General features: G+C 72.8%; 11 protein-coding genes and 1 pseudogene. 1 reads left to right on the forward strand and 11 read right to left on the reverse strand.

What is annotated here, in order from left to right:
- Nucleotides 1-5: 5 nt before the first annotated feature.
- Nucleotides 6-716: a thiamine pyrophosphate-dependent enzyme gene (locus ABZ635_RS18475; RefSeq protein WP_357766366.1), complete on the reverse strand. Its 711-nt coding sequence runs from the start codon at nucleotides 714-716 to the stop codon at nucleotides 6-8.
- 82 nt (nucleotides 717-798) lie between these two features.
- Complete coding sequence (locus tag ABZ635_RS18480; RefSeq protein ID WP_357766369.1) at nucleotides 799-1,749, reverse strand: 4-(cytidine 5'-diphospho)-2-C-methyl-D-erythritol kinase; 951 nt, start codon at nucleotides 1,747-1,749, stop codon at nucleotides 799-801.
- A gap of 259 nt (nucleotides 1,750-2,008) precedes the next feature.
- Between ABZ635_RS18480 and ABZ635_RS18485 the strand changes: the two genes are divergently transcribed.
- The gene (locus ABZ635_RS18485; protein ID WP_357766372.1) at nucleotides 2,009-3,865 is read left to right on the forward strand and encodes a protein kinase; all 1,857 of its coding nucleotides are present in this window, start codon (nucleotides 2,009-2,011) and stop codon (nucleotides 3,863-3,865) included.
- Nucleotides 3,866-3,941: 76 nt separating this feature from the next.
- On the opposite strand, the gene guaA is transcribed toward ABZ635_RS18485, so the two are convergent.
- From guaA to ABZ635_RS18530, 9 genes and pseudogenes are all read right to left on the reverse strand, one after another.
- Nucleotides 3,942-5,522 (reverse strand): glutamine-hydrolyzing GMP synthase, encoded by a 1,581-nt coding sequence (gene guaA, locus ABZ635_RS18490; RefSeq protein ID WP_357766375.1) that lies wholly within the window; start codon nucleotides 5,520-5,522, stop codon nucleotides 3,942-3,944.
- 117 nt (nucleotides 5,523-5,639) lie between these two features.
- Entirely contained in the window at nucleotides 5,640-6,653 is a 1,014-nt protein-coding gene (gene galE, locus ABZ635_RS18495) for a UDP-glucose 4-epimerase GalE (RefSeq protein WP_357766378.1), read from the reverse strand.
- 200 nt (nucleotides 6,654-6,853) lie between these two features.
- Nucleotides 6,854-9,313 carry an endonuclease/exonuclease/phosphatase family protein gene (locus tag ABZ635_RS18500; RefSeq protein WP_357766381.1) on the reverse strand — a complete coding sequence of 820 codons (2,460 nt, stop codon included), beginning with the start codon at nucleotides 9,311-9,313 and terminating at the stop codon, nucleotides 6,854-6,856.
- 217 nt (nucleotides 9,314-9,530) lie between these two features.
- Nucleotides 9,531-12,125: pseudogene (locus ABZ635_RS18505) on the reverse strand (polynucleotide kinase-phosphatase).
- Nucleotides 12,122-13,663 carry a 3' terminal RNA ribose 2'-O-methyltransferase Hen1 gene (locus ABZ635_RS18510; RefSeq protein WP_357766384.1) on the reverse strand — a complete coding sequence of 514 codons (1,542 nt, stop codon included), beginning with the start codon at nucleotides 13,661-13,663 and terminating at the stop codon, nucleotides 12,122-12,124. Before ABZ635_RS18510 ends, ABZ635_RS18505 begins: the two are co-directional and overlap by 4 nt.
- 62 nt (nucleotides 13,664-13,725) lie before the next feature.
- Entirely contained in the window at nucleotides 13,726-14,205 is a 480-nt protein-coding gene (locus ABZ635_RS18515; protein WP_357766388.1) for a hypothetical protein, read from the reverse strand.
- A 144-nt stretch (nucleotides 14,206-14,349) separates the two neighbouring features.
- A complete protein-coding gene (locus tag ABZ635_RS18520) occupies nucleotides 14,350-15,375 on the reverse strand; it encodes a hypothetical protein (protein ID WP_357766391.1) in 1,026 nt (341 codons plus the stop codon).
- A gap of 115 nt (nucleotides 15,376-15,490) precedes the next feature.
- Nucleotides 15,491-17,719, reverse strand: coding sequence for a TRAP transporter fused permease subunit (locus ABZ635_RS18525; RefSeq protein WP_357766394.1), 2,229 nt, complete (start codon nucleotides 17,717-17,719; stop codon nucleotides 15,491-15,493).
- Nucleotides 17,720-17,821: 102 nt separating this feature from the next.
- Complete coding sequence (locus tag ABZ635_RS18530; protein WP_357766422.1) at nucleotides 17,822-18,385, reverse strand: DUF1850 domain-containing protein; 564 nt, start codon at nucleotides 18,383-18,385, stop codon at nucleotides 17,822-17,824.
- Nucleotides 18,386-18,458: the final 73 nt, after the last annotated feature.

An 18,458-nucleotide genomic window follows, 5' to 3' on the forward strand; every position in this document is an offset into this window, starting at 1 on the left:
CGCTTTCAGATTCCGTTGCGGACGCGGGCGACGACGACGAGTGGCCGTCCGGTGTGCTCGCGGGTGAAGGCGTCGTGGAGGGCGTCGTGGTCGCGGGCCCGGACCTCGCGGGTCTCCCAGCCCTCGATCTCGAACCTGCGGCCGATGCCGCCGGGCCAGCCGTGGGTGGCGGAGGCGTTGTCGATGACCACGACGGTGAGTTCGTCGGCGCCCAGTCGCCCGGCGGCGGCGATGGCCTCGTGGTTGCTGCCCTCGTCGAGCTCTCCGTCGCCGACCAGCACGACGACGCGGGGTCGCGTTCCGTCCGCCCGGCGCACGTCCTGGGCGCGCAGGCCCAGCGCGGTGCCGAGGCCGAGGGGGAGGCCGTGGCCGAGGGAACCGCTGCCGATCTCCGCGCCGGGAACGAGGACGCGGTCCGGGTGGTGGCCCAGGGGCGAGTCGAAGGCGGTCCAGCCGCGCAGGGTGGGCACGTCGAGGAAGCCCTTGGCGGCGAGGACGGCGTAGAAGGCGGCGGGGCCGTGGCCCTTGGACAGGAGGAAGCGGTCCCGGGCCGGGTCCTCGGCGGTCTCGGGGGAGACGGCCAGGACCCGGTCGTAGAGGACCCAGAGGACGTCGAGGGTCGAGTGGGCGGCGGCGTTGTGCTTCTCGTCACCCTCCATGAGCCCGATCAGGGCCGGAAGGTCGGCGTACCTGGAGAAGGTGGCTGGCGTCGTCATGCCACCAGTGTTCTTCCTCAAGCATGGTTGAGGTCAAGCGCCGGAGCGCTCCACACCCACCACGAGGAGATCGTGATTCGCGTCACACGACGGTGGCGCCAGGAACGTCCCCGTCCGCCCCGATGACCTGCTCACACAGCCCGGTGGCTCGCAGCGCCGCCACCACGGCGGCCTCCCGCTCCCCGACCACGGCCGGGTCCTCTCCCCCGCCGCCCACCAGGAACGCGCACGTGGGACCCGAGCCGGACACCTGGGCGCCCAACGCCCCGGCGGAGCGTCCCGCGTCCAGCGTCCGCCCGAGCTCCGGCAGCAGGGAGAGCGCCGCGGGCTGGAGGTCGTTGCTCAGCGAGGCGCCCAGGGCGACCGCGTCCCCCTCCGCCAGCGCCTTCTCCAGACCGCTGTCCAGGCGCGGCTCGGGAGCGTCGGGGCGCAGACGGTCGTACTCGCCGAACACGTCGGCGGTCGACAGACCGCGCGGGGAGAGCGCGAACACCCATCGGTACCGCCCCGGGCTGGTCATCGGCTCCAGGAGCTCGCCGCGCCCGGTTCCGACCGCCGTCGCCCCGACCAGACCGAACGCGACGTCGCTGCCCAGGCGCGCGGCCAGGCCGAGCAGGCTCTCGCGGGAGATTCCGCAGCCCCACAGGAGGTCGCAGGCCACCAGCGCGGCGGCGGCGTCCGCGCTGCCCCCGGCCATCCCGCCCGCCACCGGGATGCGCTTGTCCAGGTGCAGGTCCACGGGATGGCCGGCACCCGTCTCCTCGGCCAGCAGGATCGCGGCGCGGGCCGCGAGGTTGCGCTCGTCCAGCGGCACCCTGGCCAGGTGCGACTCGGACTGGCCGGTGGCGGTCAACGCGGTGAGGGCACGCGGCCGACGCGGCGACGCCGCCTTGACGGTAACCTCATCGAACAGCGAGACGGCGTGGAACACGTTCACGAGGGCGTGGAAGCCGTCCTCGCGTCTGGGCCCCACCGCCAACTGGAGGTTCACCTTCGCGGGGACCCGCACGGTTACGGTGGTATCAACGGTCACGAGTCCCCAATCGTAAAGGAACCCCCACCTTGCGTGAACACAGACCCCTCACCGGGGTGCGCCGTGTTCACCGCCTTCCACCGGCGCGTACCTGCGCGCCCGGGAGGGCGGGGCCCCTCGAACCGGGGTTCGTCACCACTGTCATGTCAGCTACCGCCCAGACCCCGAACGACCCAATCCGGTCCGTGAGTGGGAATCAGGGCACAAACACCGCTACCTTGGGGCAAGGCGGAGTTTGGACACCGTCGGGGAGGGTCGCTTGCCGTCGGATGGGCTCCCGAAGAACCTGGAACCGCTGGCCGCCGGAGATCCGGCCACCATCGGTCCCTACGTGCTGTCCGGGAAGCTGGGCAGCGGCGGCATGGGCACCGTCTACCTGGGCAGCACGCCGGAGAAGAACAACCAGGTAGCCATCAAGGTCATCCGTCCGGAGCTCGCCTTCGACGAGCAGACCCGGGCGCGCTTTCGCGACGAGATGGAGAACGCGCGCAAGGTCGCCTCCTTCTGCACCGCCAAGGTGCTCGACCACGGGACGTTCGAGAACCGCCCCTACATGGTCACCGAGTACATCGCGGGCACGGCCCTGGCCGAGCACATCGCCGAGCACGGCCCGCTGGACTCCTCCACGCTGCACGGCTTCGCCCTGGGCGTGGCCGCCGCGCTCGCCGCCATCCACCGCACCGGGCTGGTCCACCGCGACCTCAAGCCCGCCAACGTCCTGCTGTCGCTCTCCGGCCCCCGGGTGATCGACTTCGGCATCGCGCGGGCGATGAACACCGCGACCAACCACACCCAGACCGGCATCGTCATGGGCAGCCCCGGTTGGATGGCGCCCGAACAGCTGCTGGAGGAGAAGGTCACCACCTCGGCGGACATCTTCGCCTGGGGCTGTCTGGTCGCGTTCGCGGGCAACGGCACGCACCCCTTCGGCAACGGTGACGCCATGACGCTGGGCAAGCGGGTGCTGTTCGCCGAACCGCAGATCGGGGACCTCGACAGCCCGCTGGACCGCCTGGTGACCCGCGCCCTGGCCAAGGAGCCGGGCCGCCGCCCCACCGCCCAGGACCTCCTGTTGGAGCTGGCCGGCGGCGAGGACACCAGCAACCCCAACGACATGGTCTCGCACGCGCTGCACCAGTCCTGGCGGCCCAACCTGCCCCCGATGCCGCCCGGGATGCCGCACCCGGCGCACCAGACCATGACGGGTATGCGCCACCCGGTGCCCGGGCCGCCCTACCAGCAGGCCCCGCCGCCGATGCCGCCTCCCGCGCACCAGACCGGCAACTTCACCCGCGCGCAGCACGGCCCGCCGCCCGGACATCCCGTGGCGGGGCATCCGGCCGGGCCTCCCCCGGCCGTCCACGCCCAGCAGCGGCCCGCCCCGGCGGGCCCGCCTCCGGTGCAGCACCCCGCCGCCACCGGCCCCATCCCGATGGTGCCCCCTCCGGCCGAGCAGCAGCGGGGTCCGCAGCCGTACGTGCCACCCGTGCCGCCGCCCCCGCACCAGCCCGCGGCCCCCGGCCGGGGCAGCGGACTCTTCTGGGGCCTGGTCGCGGGCGGTATCGCCCTGGCCCTGTTGCTGGTGGTCGTGGCCGTACTGGTCCTCAACCAGCCCGAGGGCGGCGCCGAGCAGGGCACTCCGCCCACCCGGCAGGAGCAGGACGACGTCGGCCCCGGGACCGACGACGGCCTCGGTGACGCCAGGCCCGAACCGCCCCATCCCACGAACTCCGACGGCAGTGTCACCTCGCCCGACGGCACGGTCCGGTACCGCGCCGAGTTCCAGTGCGGCAACGAGATCGACGGGCGGTCCAAGCTCAGCGGGGGCGTGTACTGCGTCGTCGACCTGTCGTTGGAGAACCTGGGGGACGACGAGATCCAGTTCAGCTCCGCGGAGCAGCGGCTGGTCACCGAGCAGGGCCGTCAGATCGGCGCGGAGACCCCCACCTCCGTCGAGAAGTTGGGGTCGCTGTGGGACCCCATCTCCCCCCGCTCCGAGGCCCACGGCGACCTGGTGTTCAGCGTCGCCTCGAACGAGCGGCCCGACACCCTGGAGCTCCTCCACGCCGAGGGCGCCCAGAGCACGGTCCTGAAGGTCTACGAACTCCCGGACTGAGCACCCGTACCGACGCGGAAGGGCCCGGCACACACCGTGTGCCGGGCCCGTTCGTGTCAGGGGTGGCGCCGCGCCGCTACTCCCACTCGATGGTGCCCGGGGGCTTGCTGGTCACGTCCAGCGTCACCCGGTTGATCTCGCGCACCTCGTTGGTGATGCGGTTGGAGATGCGGGCGAGTACGTCGTAGGGCACGCGCGACCAGTCGGCGGTCATCGCGTCCTCACTGCTGACGGGGCGGAGCACGACGGGGTGGCCGTAGGTGCGGCCGTCGCCCTGGACGCCCACCGAGCGGACGTCGGCGAGCAGCACCACGGGGCACTGCCAGATGTCGCGGTCCAGACCGGCGCGGGTGAGCTCCTCGCGGGCGATCGCGTCGGCCTCGCGGAGGATCTCCAGGCGCTCCCGGTTGACCTCACCGATGATGCGGATGCCCAGGCCGGGGCCGGGGAAGGGCTGGCGCCACACCATCTCGGACGGCAGGCCCAGCTCCTCGCCGACCTTGCGGACCTCGTCCTTGAACAGCTCGCGCAGCGGCTCGACCAGCGTGAACTGGAGGTCGTCGGGAAGGCCGCCCACGTTGTGGTGCGACTTGATGTTCGCGGTGCCGGTGCCGCCGCCGGATTCCACGACGTCCGGGTACAGGGTGCCCTGGACCAGGAACTCGACCTCGGCGCCGTCCTCGCCGCTCTCGGCGACGACCTCGCGGGCCGCCTGCTCGAAGACGCGGATGAACTCGCGGCCGATGATCTTGCGCTTCTCCTCGGGGTCGGTGACCCCGGCCAGCGCGGACAGGAAGCGCTCCTCGGCGTCGACGACCTTAAGCTTGGCGCCGGTGATCGCGACGAAGTCCTTCTCGACCTGCTCGGCCTCGCCCTTGCGGAGCAGACCGTGGTCGACGAACACGCAGGTGAGCTGGTCGCCGACGGCGCGCTGCACCAGGGCACCGGCCACGGCGGAGTCGACACCGCCGCTGAGCGCGCAGATGACGCGCTTGTCGCCGATGTGCTCGCGGATGCGCCCCAGCTGCTCCTCGACGATGTTCACCATGGTCCAGGTGGGGCGGCAGCCCGCGCCCTCGTAGAGGAAGCGGCGCAGCAGGTCCTGGCCGTGCTCGGTGTGCATGACCTCGGGGTGGAACTGCACACCGAAGAGGCGGCGGTCGGTGTCCTCGAAGGCGGCGACCGGGGCGCCCGCGGTGCTGGCGGTGCTGGTGAATCCGGCCGGGGCCTGGACCACGGAGTCACCGTGCGACATCCACACGCTCAGCTCCTCGGGCAGGCCCTCGAAGAGGACCGAGCCGGTGCTGGCGGTCAGCGCGGTGCGGCCGAACTCGCTCAGGTCGGTGCGGTCCACGACCCCGCCCAGGGCGCGCGTCATGGCCTGGAAGCCGTAGCAGATGCCGAAGGTCGGGACCCCGGTCTCGAAGAGCTCGGCCCCCACGCTCGGGGCGCCCTCGGCGTACACCGAGGACGGCCCGCCGGAGAGGATGATGGCCTTGGGATTCTTCGCGAGCATCTCCTCGACCGGCATGGTCGAGGGCACGATCTCGCTGTGCACGTGGCATTCCCGGACCCGTCGGGCGATCAGCTGCGCGTACTGCGCACCGAAGTCGACGACGAGGACGGTGTCGAACGTGCTGTCAGCACCAACGGACACGACGGAGGACCTTCCGCAGAAAGAAGTGGATGTCCCCTCAGTCTAGGCCGTTGCCCGTGGTCGGGGCGCACGCCCGGGTGTGCCGCCCGGCACGCGGGTGCGGGGGCCCGGGCGGGTTCAGCCCGCGAACCCCCGGGGGTTGGCGCGCTGCCAGCGCCAGGTGTCGCGGCAGGCGTCGTCCACCGTGAGTTCGGCCTTCCATCCCAGGTCGCGGGAGGCGGCCGAGGGGTCGGCGTAGCAGACGGCGATGTCGCCGGGGCGCCGGGCGACGACCGTGTAGGGCAGCGGGGCGCCGGTGGCCCGCTCGAAGGCGCGTACGCCCTCCAGGACCGACGTGCCCCGCCCGGTGCCGAGGTTGTAGTAGCGGTGGCCGGAGGTGTCGGCGAGGTGGTCGACGGCGGCGAGGTGGCCGCCGGCCAGGTCCACCACGTGCAGGTAGTCGCGCACTCCGGTGCCGTCGGGGGTGTCGTAGTCGTCGCCGAACACGCTCAGTCGCTCGCGGAGCCCCGCCGCGACCTGGGCGATGTAGGGGAAGAGGTTGTTCGGTACGCCCTGGGGGTCCTCGCCGATCAGGCCGCTGGGGTGCGCGCCGATCGGGTTGAAGTACCGCAGGGAGATGATCCGCCAGCGCGGGTCGGCGGCGGCCAGGTCGTCGAGGACCCGCTCGGCGAACAGCTTGGTGGCGCCGTAGGGGTTGGTGGCCGAGAGGTCGGCGTCCTCGGTGATGGGCACGCTGCGGGGGTCGCCGTAGACGGTGGCGGAGGAGCTGAAGACGAGGTCGCGCACCCCGGCGCCGTCCATGACCTCGCAGAGGGTGAGCAGGGCGTCGAGGTTGTTGCGGTAGTAGCGCAGGGGCCGCTGGACCGACTCGCCCACCGCCTTGTGCCCGGCCAGGTGGATGACGGCGTCGATCTCGTGCCGGTCGAACACGGCGCGCACGGCTTCGGGGTCGGTGCAGTCGGCGCGGTGGAAGGCGACCGTGCGGCCGGTGATCCGCTCGACCCTGCGGACGGCCTCCTCGTGGCTGTTGACGAGGGAGTCCAGGACGACGACGTCGTGCCCGGCCTCGAGGAGTTCGACCGCGGTGTGGGTGCCGATGTACCCGGCACCGCCGGTGAGCAGTACGTTCATCATCGCTTCCCTGGGTGGGCGCTGCGGACCTTTCCAGGATAGGGGCGCGCGGCGACCGGGAGGAGTGACCCCGCTGACGTGTCGGTCCGCCCCCTCGGTGAGGGCGCCCGGTACGCGAGGGGGCGGGCGCCGTCACCGGTGCCCGCCCCGTTCGCCGCCGGTCCCTCAAGGTCCGGTTCGCCCCGCCCGTCGCCTTGTGGCTAGTTCCGGCCCGGGGAGGTGCTGCGCCGGGTGTCGATCCGCAGGACCTGCGGGTCGTGGTCGCTCACCTGGTCGTGGAACTCGGAGTTGATCCGGACGATCTCGTAGTCGACGCGTCCGGCCAGGGCGCCGTTGACCAGGATGTGGTCGAGCGCCTGGGAGTTGCCGTCGAAGTTGTAGTTGTAGCCCTCGCCCTCGCCGAGCAGGTCCACCATGGGGTTGGTGAGCGCGCCGTCCCCGGTGAGGATGTCGAGGGTGGTGGAGAACTGGAAGTCGTTCAGGTCCCCCATCACCACGAGGTTGGCGTCCGGGTCGACGGCCAGGAGCTCGTCGGCGAACTCGCGGACCAGGGTGGCCTGCTGGTGGCGCTGGGTCTCGCTGGTGCGGTTCGGCGGCTGGATGACGCCGTGCAGGGACTGGTCGCCGCCCTTGGCGTTGAAGTGGTTGGTGACCACGTAGACGTCGCGGTTGAGCGCCCGGAAGTGCCCGACCAGGGGCTTGCGGCTGGAGTTCCAGGCCGGGTCCTGGGGGGCGATCCGGCCCGGGGAGGCCGAGAGCGCGGCGCCGCGCGGGCCGTCGACGACCTCCACGGGGGTGGTGGCGTCGCCTCCCTCGACGTCGACGAACTGGACCCTCGCGGGGTTGAAGAGGAAGGCGTTGCGGATGTTGCCGCCGGGGACGCCGCCGTCCTTCTTGTCCTCGGGACTGATCTCACGCCACTCGTAGGCGGGGCCGCCCGCCGCCGCGATGGCGTCGACGAGGCGGTCCAGGGTGACGTCGGCGGCCACGACTCCGTCGTCGGTCTCGCTGCTGTTGTCCTGGATCTCCTCCAGCCCGACGATGTCGGGCGAGCCCAGGTAGGCCGCGAAACCCTCGGCGAGGGCGTCGAAGTCGGCCTGGTCGTCCGCTCCGCCGAGGTTCTCGACGTTGTAGGTGGCGAGGCTGATCTCGTGGCGGGCGGTGGGGCGGACCGGACGGCGCTCCAGGTCACCGGAGACGTGCTCGCCGAGGGTGGTGGCGCGGACCAGGTAGCCGCCGAAGCGGCTGTAGTAGACCGGGCCCTCGGTGACGCCCGCGAGGGTGTCGCCGACGTTCGCCTGCGGGAAGGGGCGCACGTTCCGGTCCAGCAGCGACTCGATCTTCACGCGGCCGCTGTTGGGGTCGTCGTAGGAGCCGTAGTGCTGGCCGCCGTTGGGGGTGGGGTTCGCGTCGGGGTCGGTGGTCACCCACAGGGCGTCGTAGGCGTCGGTGGGCGCGATGACCGGCGCGTCCTCGACGCGGACCGTCATGTGCTCGTGGGCCGCCCAGAAGTCGAGGGCGTACTCGTCGGGGCGGAGTTCGAGGTCGGTGACGTCGCCGCCGTGGTCGGGGGCGTACGTCGAGGGGAGGGTGTCGGCGTCGAGCAGGACCGCCTCGGGCAGGTCGTTGCCCCGGGACAGGATGGTCCAGCGGGCCCTCTCCAGCTGGGTGATGGTCTGCGCGCCCGCCTGGGGACGGTATTCGCTGACCAGTCCGGCGGCCAAGACCTCGTCGCCGACAGCGACGTCGGGGGTGGTGGAGCCGGTGAAGACGAAGAGCGCCTCGCTGGTGCGCGGGTCGTCGTCGCCCTCGGGGTCCTGGAACCAGAAGCCACGGCCGCTACCGAAGGCGTTCACGGCCGTGACCACGCCGGGCAGGCCGCTCACCTGGCGCCCCGCGTACGGGGAGGTGCGGGTGGTGCCCTGGACGTCGTGGACGCGCAGGTCACCGGGTTCGACCGGCTCCTCGGGCTCACCGCCGCCGGGGCCCTCGGCGGTCTCGCCCGCGCCGTTGGTGGGGGTCGGGTCGCCGGAGGTGAAGTCGGCGCCGTTGTCGCCCGTGTGGGTGAAGGCGGCGTCGCGTGACACGGAGGCGGTGTTGCCCGCGCCGCGTGCGGGGGTACCGGAGTGGATCACGGCGTCGCCGTAGCCGACGAGATCGACGACCGAGCCGTCCTCGGCGCAGGCCTCGGCGGTGCGGCAGGTGACGGCGCCGGTGCCCTCCACCAGCAGCACCGTCCCGGCGGTGGCCGACATGTTGGTGTTGCCGGTGTCGTCGGGGGTCGGGAGGTCGGTGGTGCCCCCGGTCCCCGCGGCCTGGCGGACCAGGTGGTGTTCACCGGCGGCGACGGCGCCGCTGAGCGGGGTCACCTGGACCTGGGTGTTGGGTCCGGGGCGGGCGGGCAGGTACTGCACGCTCCAACCGGTCAGGTCGACGTCGGCGGCGGTCGGGTTGCCCAGTTCGACGAAGTCGTGGCGCAGCTGCGCACCGCTGTTGCCGCCACCGCCGTAGACCTCGCTGATCACGGGGGTGTCGGCCGCCGCGAGGGCGGGCAGGGGGGCCACGAGGCTCGCGCCCAGGGCTGCGGCCGCCAGGGCCGCCGCCGGGGCGAGGGTTCTCCTGAGGGCCGGGAACGTGGGTCTGGCGGGGGTTGGGGACACGCCTGCTCCGGTTTCTGCGGGGATCGGGGGATTCGCGGGGTCTGTGCGGCCACATCATGGCGGTCACGGGTGTCCGCTTGAAGGAGTGCGCGTGAAAAGAAGGCGACCCGGTGTCCGATTGTTGTGATCCCACGACAGGCGGCGGCCCGGACCCCGGTGTGATCCTCCAAGGTCCGGGCCGCCGTCACCGTACTGGTCCGGTCCGGTCCAGCCCGCCCTACAGGCGCGGGTCGACCGGTTCGGTCTCCAGGGCGAGCACCGCGAACACCGGTTCGTGCACCCGTCACAGGGGCTCGCCCGCCGCCTGGCGGGTCAGCGCTTCGAGTCCGAGCTTGTGCTCGCGCATGGCGAGCCCGTTCTTGCGGCCGAGCTTGCGGTCCTTGAGCACCGCGATGCGCTCCGGGTCGGTGTAGTCCGCTCCGTAGACGATGCGCAGGTACTCGGGGCCGCGCACCTTCAGCCCCGGCTGGGCCAGACCCTTGCGGCCCCGGGCGCGGGCGCCGAGCAGCGGCTTGACCACCATGCCCTCACCGCCCCGGTCGACCATCTCGCGCCACCAGGCGGCCGCCGCCGCGCAGGAGTCGGGGTCGGTGGTGTCGACCACGCGGTAGCGGGTGGCCTGGACCATGCCGCCGGTCGCGGCGAGCTGTTCGGCCACACCCATGTGCCAGAGGTGGTCGGCCCCGGTGTACTCCCTGCCCTCGGTGGCGAGCAGCGCGAACGGGGCGAAGCGCAGACCGTCGGCGCCGTCGGTGTCCCAGGTGTAGCGGCGGTAGACCTCGCTGAACGCGCCGGTCTGTTCGGTGCGGCGGGCGATGGTCGCGGCGAGCCCGGCGACGTCCACGCCCCGCCCGGCGGCGGCGGTCAGGGCGGCGGTGGCGGCGGGCAGCGAGGCCCGGGCGGCCGCCCCCACCGAGGCGTACTGTTCCCGGATCAGGGAACGGGCCTTCGCGGACCAGGGCAGCATCTCGCCGTCCAGGGCCAGCCAGTCGGTGCCCAGCCGCTCCCACAGCCCGGCCTCGGTCACGGTCCGGCGCAGCCGTTCGACGACCTCGGCCCCGACCTCGGGGTCCCGGAAGAAGGGGCGGCCGGTGCGGGTGTACAAGGCGCCGAGTTCGCCGGGCACGAAGCGACGGGAGGCGGCGGCCTCGTCCCGGCACAGCACGGCCACCGCCCGGGAGCCCATGTGCTTCTCCTGGCAGACCACCTCACCGATGCCGGAGGCCCGGTAGGAGGCGAAGGCCTCGTCGGGGTGTTCCAGCAGGTCGGGCGCGACGGCGGTGGGCGCCGGGGCCATGGTGGGCGGCAGGTAGAGCAGCCAGCGCGGGTCGACGGCGAAGCGGCTCATCACCTCCAGCGCCGCCGCGGTGCTCTCGGCTCCGGCGCGCACGGTGCCGTTCTCGGTCTCCACGAACAGGCCGGTGCGCGCGTCGCCCGCGCCGACGTCGGTGATGTCGATGACGCGCCCGTCCGCGGAGCCCTCCCGCGCGGGCGGGCTCTCCACCAGGGGGCGGACCGGCTCGTACCAGGTGCGTTCGGCGTCCACGTCCACGATCTCCCGTTCGGGGTAGCGCAGCGCGGTGAGCTTGCCGCCGAACACGCAACCGGTGTCCAGGCAGATGGTGCGGTTGATCCACTCGGCCTTGTGCGTGGGCACGTGGCCGTAGACCACCGTGGCCCGGCCCCGGTAGTCGCGGGCCCAGGGCAGGCGGACGGGCAGGCCGAACTCGTCGGTCTCGCCGGTGGTCTCGCCGTACAGGGCGAAGGAGCGCACCCGGCCGGAGGCGCGGTTGTGGTACTCCTCCTTGAGCCCCGCGTGGGCCACCACGAGGTCGCCGCCGTCCAGCACGAGGTGGCTGACGAGGCCGTCGCAGAACTCCAGGACCTCCTTGCGGAAGTCCTCGCTCTCGCGGTCCAGCTGCTCGACGGTCTCGGCGAGGCCGTGGGTGAGCCGGCCCTTGCCGGTCTTGAGGTAGCGGACGAGCTTGTTCTCGTGGTTGCCGGGCACACAGAGGGCGTCGCCGTCGGCGACCATGCCCATGACCAGGCGCAGGACGCCCGGGCTGTCGGGGCCGCGGTCGACGAGGTCGCCGACGAACACCGCCGTGCGGCCCTCGGGGTGACGTGCGCCGACCGGGCGCCCCCGGTCGTCGAGGCGCAGGGCGTAGCCGAGCTCCTCCAGCAGGCTCCCCAGTTCGGAGCGGCAGCCGTGGACGTCGCCGACGATGTCGAAGGGCCCGGTGAGCTCGGTCCGCTCCGGCCAGGGGCGTTCGAGCTCGATCCGGACGGCGTCGATCTCCTCCTGCCCCTTGAGGACGTACGTCCTGCGGATGCCCTCGCGGGACATCCGCTTGACCGAGTCCCTGAGGTCGCGGCGCTGGCGGCGGATCACGTGGTCGCCGAAGTCGCGGTCGGGCCGGGCCCGGTTGCGCTCCCGGGCCACCGCCTCGGGGACGTCGAGGACGATCGCGGTGGTCAGGACGTCGTTGGCCTTGGCGATACGGACGAGCTGTTCGCGGGCCTTGCGCTGGACGTTGGTGGCGTCCACGACGGTGAGCAGCCCTCGCCGGAGCCGCACGTCGACGATGGTACCCAGGAGGGCGAAGGCGTCGGCGGTGGCGGTCTGGTCGTTCTCGTCGTCGGAGACCATGCCCCGGCAGAAGTCGGAGCCGATCACCTGGGTGGTGGCGAAGTGTCGTGCGGCGAAGGTGGACTTGCCCGATCCGGACACCCCGACCAGCAGGACGAGCCCCATCCGGGGCACGCCGAGCACGCGGGGCTCGCGGTGGGCCGCGTCGTTGGGCTCGGTCATCTGGTGAAGACTCCCATCTGGGTCGGGGCGCCGGTCTCGGGGTGTTCGGGGCCGACGGGAAGGTACCGGACGGTGTAGCCGTGTTCGGCGGCCGCCCGGTCGGCCCAGGCGGCGAACTCGGGGCGGGTCCACTCGAAGCGGTGGTCGGGGTGGCGGAACGCGCCCGGCGCCAGGCCCTCGTAGTGGCGGTTGTACTCGGCGTTGGGCGTGGTGACCACGACGACCCGGGGGGCGGCGTCGCCGAAGACGACCTGTTCCATGGCGGTCAGGCGGGAGGGGTCGAGGTGCTCGACCACCTCCATGAGCACGGCCGCGTCGTGGCCCCGGAAACGCCGGTCGCGGTAGACGACCGAGCCGAGCAGCAGCTCGGGGCGGGTCGCGGACGCGGCGCCGTCGCGGCCGGTGCCGGGGGCGTCGAGGAGGGGCCGGTGGCCCCGGCCCCCGCCCGGGTCACAGCCCTTGCAGAGTCTGCGGTGCGCGATCTCCAGGCTCCCCAGGTGCACGTCCACGCCGGTGACGCGCTCCAGGGTGCGGTCGCGGACGAGCCGTTCCAGCAGCTTGCCCCCGCCGCAGCCGAGGTCGATGACGCTGGTGGCGCGTTCGGCCGCGAGCACCGCCGTGACCGCGCCCGCGCGCTGGTCGGCCAGTGACGGCGCGCGCTCTTCGGCGGCGGGTTCGGCCGGTGCGGTCGCGGCGGTGTCCCGGGCGGGGGCGGCCGCGTCCTCCGGAGCGTCGTCGGCGGCCGCGCGCCGGTCGTCGGCCTCGGTCAGACGTGCCAGGGCGGTACGCACGTACCTCTCCCGGCGGGCGAGGTAGCGGCGGGTGATCCAGTCGCGTTCGGGGTGCCCGGCCAGCCAGCCCGCGTCGCGGCCGTCCTCGGGCAGGGCGCCGTCGACCGGGGCGCCGCCCGCGCGCAGGAGCTTGTCGATCTCGGTGGAGTCCACCCAGTAGTGCTTGTGGCCGCCCTCCATCGCGGGCAGCAGCACGTACAGGTGGCTGAGCGCCTCGGACAGCCGGAGGGTTCCGGTCAGAGTGAGCGACAGGTAGTGGGAGTCGCCCCAGCCGGGCAGGCCGGGGTCGAGCGGGACCGGTTCGGCCGCGACCGTCCAGCCCAGGGGCTCGAAGAGGGCGCGCGCCCGCTCCGGGCCCGGGTGGCAGGGCACCGCGGGCAGGCGCAGTTCCAGGGGGATGGGGGTGCGGGCCAGTTCGGGGCGGAGCTCTGTGTCGCCCCGCATGGCCGACCGCAGGACCCGGCCCAGCGCCACCGTGAACAGCGAGGACGAGGCGTAGGGGCGGTCGTTGACGTACTGCGCGAGGGCGAAGTCGGGGGTGCTCACCGACGTCCGCGAGCGCAACAGCGCCTGCGGGTCCACCTCCAGCAGGAGCGCGGCCGTGCAGCGGTCCTCGGTGGCCTCGGGGTAGAAGACGTGCGCCGTACCGAAGGACTGCTCGAAGCTCTGCGCCTTGTCGGGGTGCTTGTGCAGCAGGTACCCGAGGTCCGTCGCGGGCTGGGCGGTGGTGGTGATCGTCAGTAGCACCCGTGCATTGTTTCCGACCCGGCCGAGGCTGACCAGTGCTTTTCGGTCGGCCTCGGGCCGTGTCAGACGCGGTCCGGGGCCCCGGCGCCGCGGGAACGGCTGGTCAGCAGCGAGGTCAGGGCGAGGGAGGCGGCCAGGGTGAGCACGGTGATCAGGTGCCAGGGCAGCCAGGGGCTGGTGGCGGCGGCCAGGCCGGGGAAACGGTCCCACAGCCAGGTCTCCAGCGGGATGGCCGCCGACGTGCCGACCATGGTGAGAAGCAGGTAGAGGGGCAGGGAGTAGAGCACGGCGGCGAGGGGGCGGGGGGTGCGCGCCAGCCGCAGCAGGAGCAGGGCTAGGGCCGGGGCGACCAACAGGGCGACGGTCATACCGGCCATCCCGGCGCCGATGTTGGCTCCGACGACGTCGTCGGACTGGGTGGCGACGAGGCCGGTGCTCACCAGCCAGCCGAGGCCCTCGGCGACGAGGGCGGCTCCGGCACCGGCGGCGAGGCCGAGGAGCGCCGCGCGGGCCGGGGTGGACGCGGGGGTCGTGTTCGTCATGGGACCAGTCTGGTCCGGGCCCGCCCGACGCACCTGAGTACGGCTACTCAACCCGGCCGGGGGCCTCCCCCGCTGACCCTCTCCCACCCCGGTCCTCGCGCCGGACCGTGCTTCCCCGGCCCGCTCACTCCTCACTCCCCCCGCTCACTCCTCGCCGGGCGCCACCCGGGGGTCCACTCCCAGCTCCGACATGGCCAGAGCCGCCTCGGTGCGCGCGGAACCGAAGAAGGACCAGGGCACGTCGCACACGTACCGGCCGACCGACCCCAGGTGCCACCGGGCCAGGTCCGCCTCCCCCGCGCGGTGGAAGGCCCAGCCGAACAGGTGGTGGGCCTGGACGTCGCGCACGTGCGGCACGGCGGCGGACGCCCATGCCTGGGCCAGCTGGAACAGTTCGCTGACGGCGTCGCCGTGCAGGCGCCCCATCGCCATGGAGGTGATGTAGGCGCTGTTGCCCTCCCGGACCAGACGCCGCCGCTCGCCCCGCAGGTACTCGGCGTGGGCCAGGGCGAGCACGGACGGCAGGGGGCTGCCCTCGGGCGCGGTGTCGGCGGCCGCACCGGCGGCGGCGAACATCTCCTCCGCCGAACCCCCTCGGGCGGGGGCCAGGGCGCGCACACGGGTCATGTGCGCCGGGTACAGGTGCGGAGCCCGGGCGGCCACCTCCTCCCAGGCCCGCTCGCGCTCCTCCCGCTCCCCGAGTCCCATCGCCACGGTCTGGAGGGCGGCCCAGGGCGCGGCGTCGTCGGGGTTGAGGCGGGCCGACTCCGCGAGCGGCACCCGCGCCTCGTGCAGGGCGGCCTCGAAGGCCTTGCGGTCGGCCTGGGCGGTGTCGGCTCCGCCGGAGGGCAGTGCCACGGCGCGGGCGAGCAGGGCGTGGCCGAGCCACAGCAGTACGTCGGCGGGGTCGGCGCCCGTCCCGGACAGTTCGGCGATCTCGTCGGGGCGGTCCACGGCGGCCCGCCCCAGGGCCTGCGCCTGGTAGGCGCGGGCCTCGGGGTCCCGCCGGGTCTCCACGAGCAGGGCCGCGCCGGCCTCCGCGTCGCCCTCGCGCACCGCCTCGCAGGCGGAGCGCAGCAGGGGGTCCGTTCCGTAGGAGGCCGACACCAGCACCGCCTCCAGGTCGGTGCCCTGGAGGCCCCGTCCCGGTTTCCATCCGAATCGCCACATGCCAGCGAGGTTAGGACATGCGGTCCGGGGACCGGGACCGGGAACGCCGACGGGGCGCGGCGGCCGTGGCCTCCGCGCCCCGTCCGGGGCCCCTTCGGGTCCCGTGGGCGGACCGCTAGGCGTTCGCGGTCTCCACCGTCTTCGGCTGCTCCTCGCCGAGCGGGGCTACCAGGCCCTTGGCCTTGTCACGGCGGTGGTTGATCACCTGGAGGGTGATGAGCACCAGGCCCGAGACGGTTCCGGCGGTGATGAACACGTCCGAGGACACGCTCACGGACAGCAGGGACTCGGCCCAGCCGCTCCATTCGGGGGCGATCAGGACCAGGGCGGCGGACAGCCCCAGCGCGATGCGCTCACCGAGCAGGGTACGGCGCAGGAAGAAGCCCTCGATCGCCATCGCTCCGGCCGCCAGGGCGACCGATCCCGTACCGATCGCGATCACCAGGTCGAGGACGGGCCCGTCCACCTCCATGAGCGCCGAGTACGCCATCAGCAGGGGGATCAGATAGAGGCCCTTGGCGAACTTCCACGAGGACACGCCCGAGCGCATGGGACTGGAGTTGGCGATTCCCGCCGCCGCGAAGGCCGCGAAGGCCACCGGCGGGGTCACGTTGGAGTCCTGGCTGAGCCAGTACACGATCATGTGCGCCACGATGAGCGCCAGGCCGAGCTGCTCCAGCGCCGGGCCCGCCAGGATGACCAGCACCACGTAGGAGGCGGTCACCGGCAGGCCGATGCCCAGGATCAGGGAGGCCAGCGCCACCATCACCAGGGTCATGAGCAGGTTGCCCGCGAAGGCGTTGACCAGCACGTCGGAGAAGACCAGGCCCAGACCGGTGAGGCCGACCATGCCCACGATGATGCCCGCCACGGCGCACGCCACGGAGACCGGCAGGGTGCTGCGGGCCGCCATCACGAACACCTCCAGGAAGTCCTTGAAGCTGAGGCGGCTGCCCGCGCGCAGCATGGCCACGACGAGCAGGGCGCCGCAGGCGGCCAGACCCGCCCGCGTGGGCGGCACGTAGTTGAGCAACAGGACGATGAGCAGGATCAGCGGGGCCATGAAGTGCCAGCCCGCGCGCATCACGATGGCGAAGGTGGGGACCTCGTCCCGGTCCATCGGGCGGATGTTGTTCTTGCGGGCCAGGATGTCCACGAAGAGGAACATCAGGGCGAAGTACATGATGGCCGGGATGATCGCGACCTTGACGATGTCGGCGTAGGGGATGCCCAGCCGCTCGGCCATGAGGAACGCGCCCGCGCCCATGATGGGCGGCAGGACCTGCCCGCCGGTGGAGGCGGCGGCCTCGACCCCGGCGGCGTCGTGTTTCTTGTAGCCGACCTTCTTCATCAGCGGGATGGTGAAGGGGCCGGTGGTGACGACGTTGGCGATGGCGCTACCGGAGACCGAGCCCATCAGGGCGCTGCCCAGGACCGCGCCCTTGGCCGGGCCGCCGACCATGCGCCCGGTGAGGACGTAGGACAGGCCCACGAAGAAGTTGCCGCCGCCGGTCTTGGAGAGCAGTGCCCCGAAGAGGATGAACACGAACACGAACGTCACGACGACCCCGAGCGTGAGCCCGTAGATCCCGTCGTTGCCCAGGTAGACGTGCGTGGAGATGCGCTGGATCGTGGCGCCCGAGTGCCCGAAGTCGCCGGGGATGAGCGGACCCAGCCAGGCGTAGTAGACGAACGCGGCCACCAGCAGGACCATGACCAGTCCGACGGCGCGGCGGGTGGCCTCAAGGAGGACCACGATGGCGACCAGGCCCATGAACTGGTCGAGCTCGGAGTAACCGCCCGCCCGGCGGGCCAGTTCCGTCTGGAACAGGATCGGGTAGACGCTGACCGCCACGGTCGCGACGATCATGACGAGGTCGAGTACCGCCCCGAGGGTGAGCGCGATCGGGCTGCCGTGAACCGTCGCCTTCTTGAACGGCGGCATGATCACGAACACCATCATCATGATCAGCATGAGGTGGATGAGGCGCTGCTGCCGGGCGTCCAGGCCCGAACGCAGCGCGATCCAGAGCTGGAACGCGGTCAGCGCGATGCCCAGGACGAGGATGATCCCGCCCATGGCCAGCCCGAACCGGCCGTCCCCCCAGCGCTCGGAGGCGATCCGGCGCCAGACCGGCGGGGCGTCGTCCCCGAGTCCGTCGACGTCCGGCAGCGCGTCGGCTGAGGTGCCGGTGTTGCGACCGCCCTTGCCGAATCCGACCTGCGACGTGTCGTCGGCGGTCTCGGCGGCGTCCGCGGTGTCGGTCGCGGAGGCCGTGGACTCGCGCTCGGATTCCTCCGGCGTCGGGGGCACGTCACCCCGCACCTGTGGTTTCTCAGCCATGTTCTTCCTCGGTTCGACGGTTGGGGCCGCGCGGTGCGTGCGACCACGGGGGCCGCGCGGCGGAGGGTGTCTCAGGCGGGGGCGGACCTGGTTCTCGGAGGGCTACTCGTCGCAGTCCGGCCGCGGCGCGCCGCCGAACAACAGGACGAGGGTGGGGACGCGGACCGGTTCGACGACCACCCGGCGGGCGGTGAGGCACGGGGAGAGCCGGACCTCGGTGTCGGGGGTGCGCAGACGGTGGTCCACGGAGGCCCGGCCCACACGGATGGCGAGCTGCGGGCCGAGCGTGCGGTTCATGTCCTCGATGACCCACCACTCGCCGTCGGCACGGCCGGTCCCCTCCCCGGGGATGTGGCCCATACCGGCGCCGAACTGGCGCAGGCGGGTGGAGTCGGCGACCAGGACGCCGTCACGGACCTCGATGTTCTCCTCGATCGGCAGGTGGTCGATCGAGTGGACGTAGGAGACGGTGAACTGTTCCCCCTCGGCCAGGGGCAGGTGGCCGAACCGCTCGCCGTCCACGCTCAGGCGCAGCGCGGGCCATACCGGCACCAGCGCGGCCAGGAGCAGGGCGGCGCACAGCCCGGCCCCGGCCCACCGGCCGAGGCGGCGGAGAACCGCGGTCCGCGGACGCCGTGTCCCGGCCCGACCCCACTCAGGGGTCATCCACAGCTCACCAGCGGACGCCTTGTACAGGTGCATCGGCATCCACCGGGTGGTCTGCCGCACCCACTGGTTC

The organism is Nocardiopsis sp. NPDC007018 (assembly GCF_040635075.1).
GTDB lineage: Bacteria > Actinomycetota > Actinomycetes > Streptosporangiales > Streptosporangiaceae > Nocardiopsis.

Bases quoted from the DNA above. Each gene is read 5' to 3' on its own strand.
- ABZ635_RS18525 (WP_357766394.1), bottom strand. From the start codon at position 17,719: ATGGCTGAGAAACCACAGGTGCGGGGTGACGTGCCCCCGACGCCGGAG.
- ABZ635_RS18530 (WP_357766422.1), bottom strand. From the start codon at position 18,385: ATGACCCCTGAGTGGGGTCGGGCCGGGACACGGCGTCCGCGGACCGCG.
- galE (WP_357766378.1), bottom strand. From the start codon at position 6,653: ATGAACGTACTGCTCACCGGCGGTGCCGGGTACATCGGCACCCACACC.
- ABZ635_RS18520 (WP_357766391.1), bottom strand. From the start codon at position 15,375: ATGTGGCGATTCGGATGGAAACCGGGACGGGGCCTCCAGGGCACCGAC.
- ABZ635_RS18475 (WP_357766366.1), bottom strand. From the start codon at position 716: ATGACGACGCCAGCCACCTTCTCCAGGTACGCCGACCTTCCGGCCCTG.
- ABZ635_RS18515 (WP_357766388.1), bottom strand. From the start codon at position 14,205: ATGACGAACACGACCCCCGCGTCCACCCCGGCCCGCGCGGCGCTCCTC.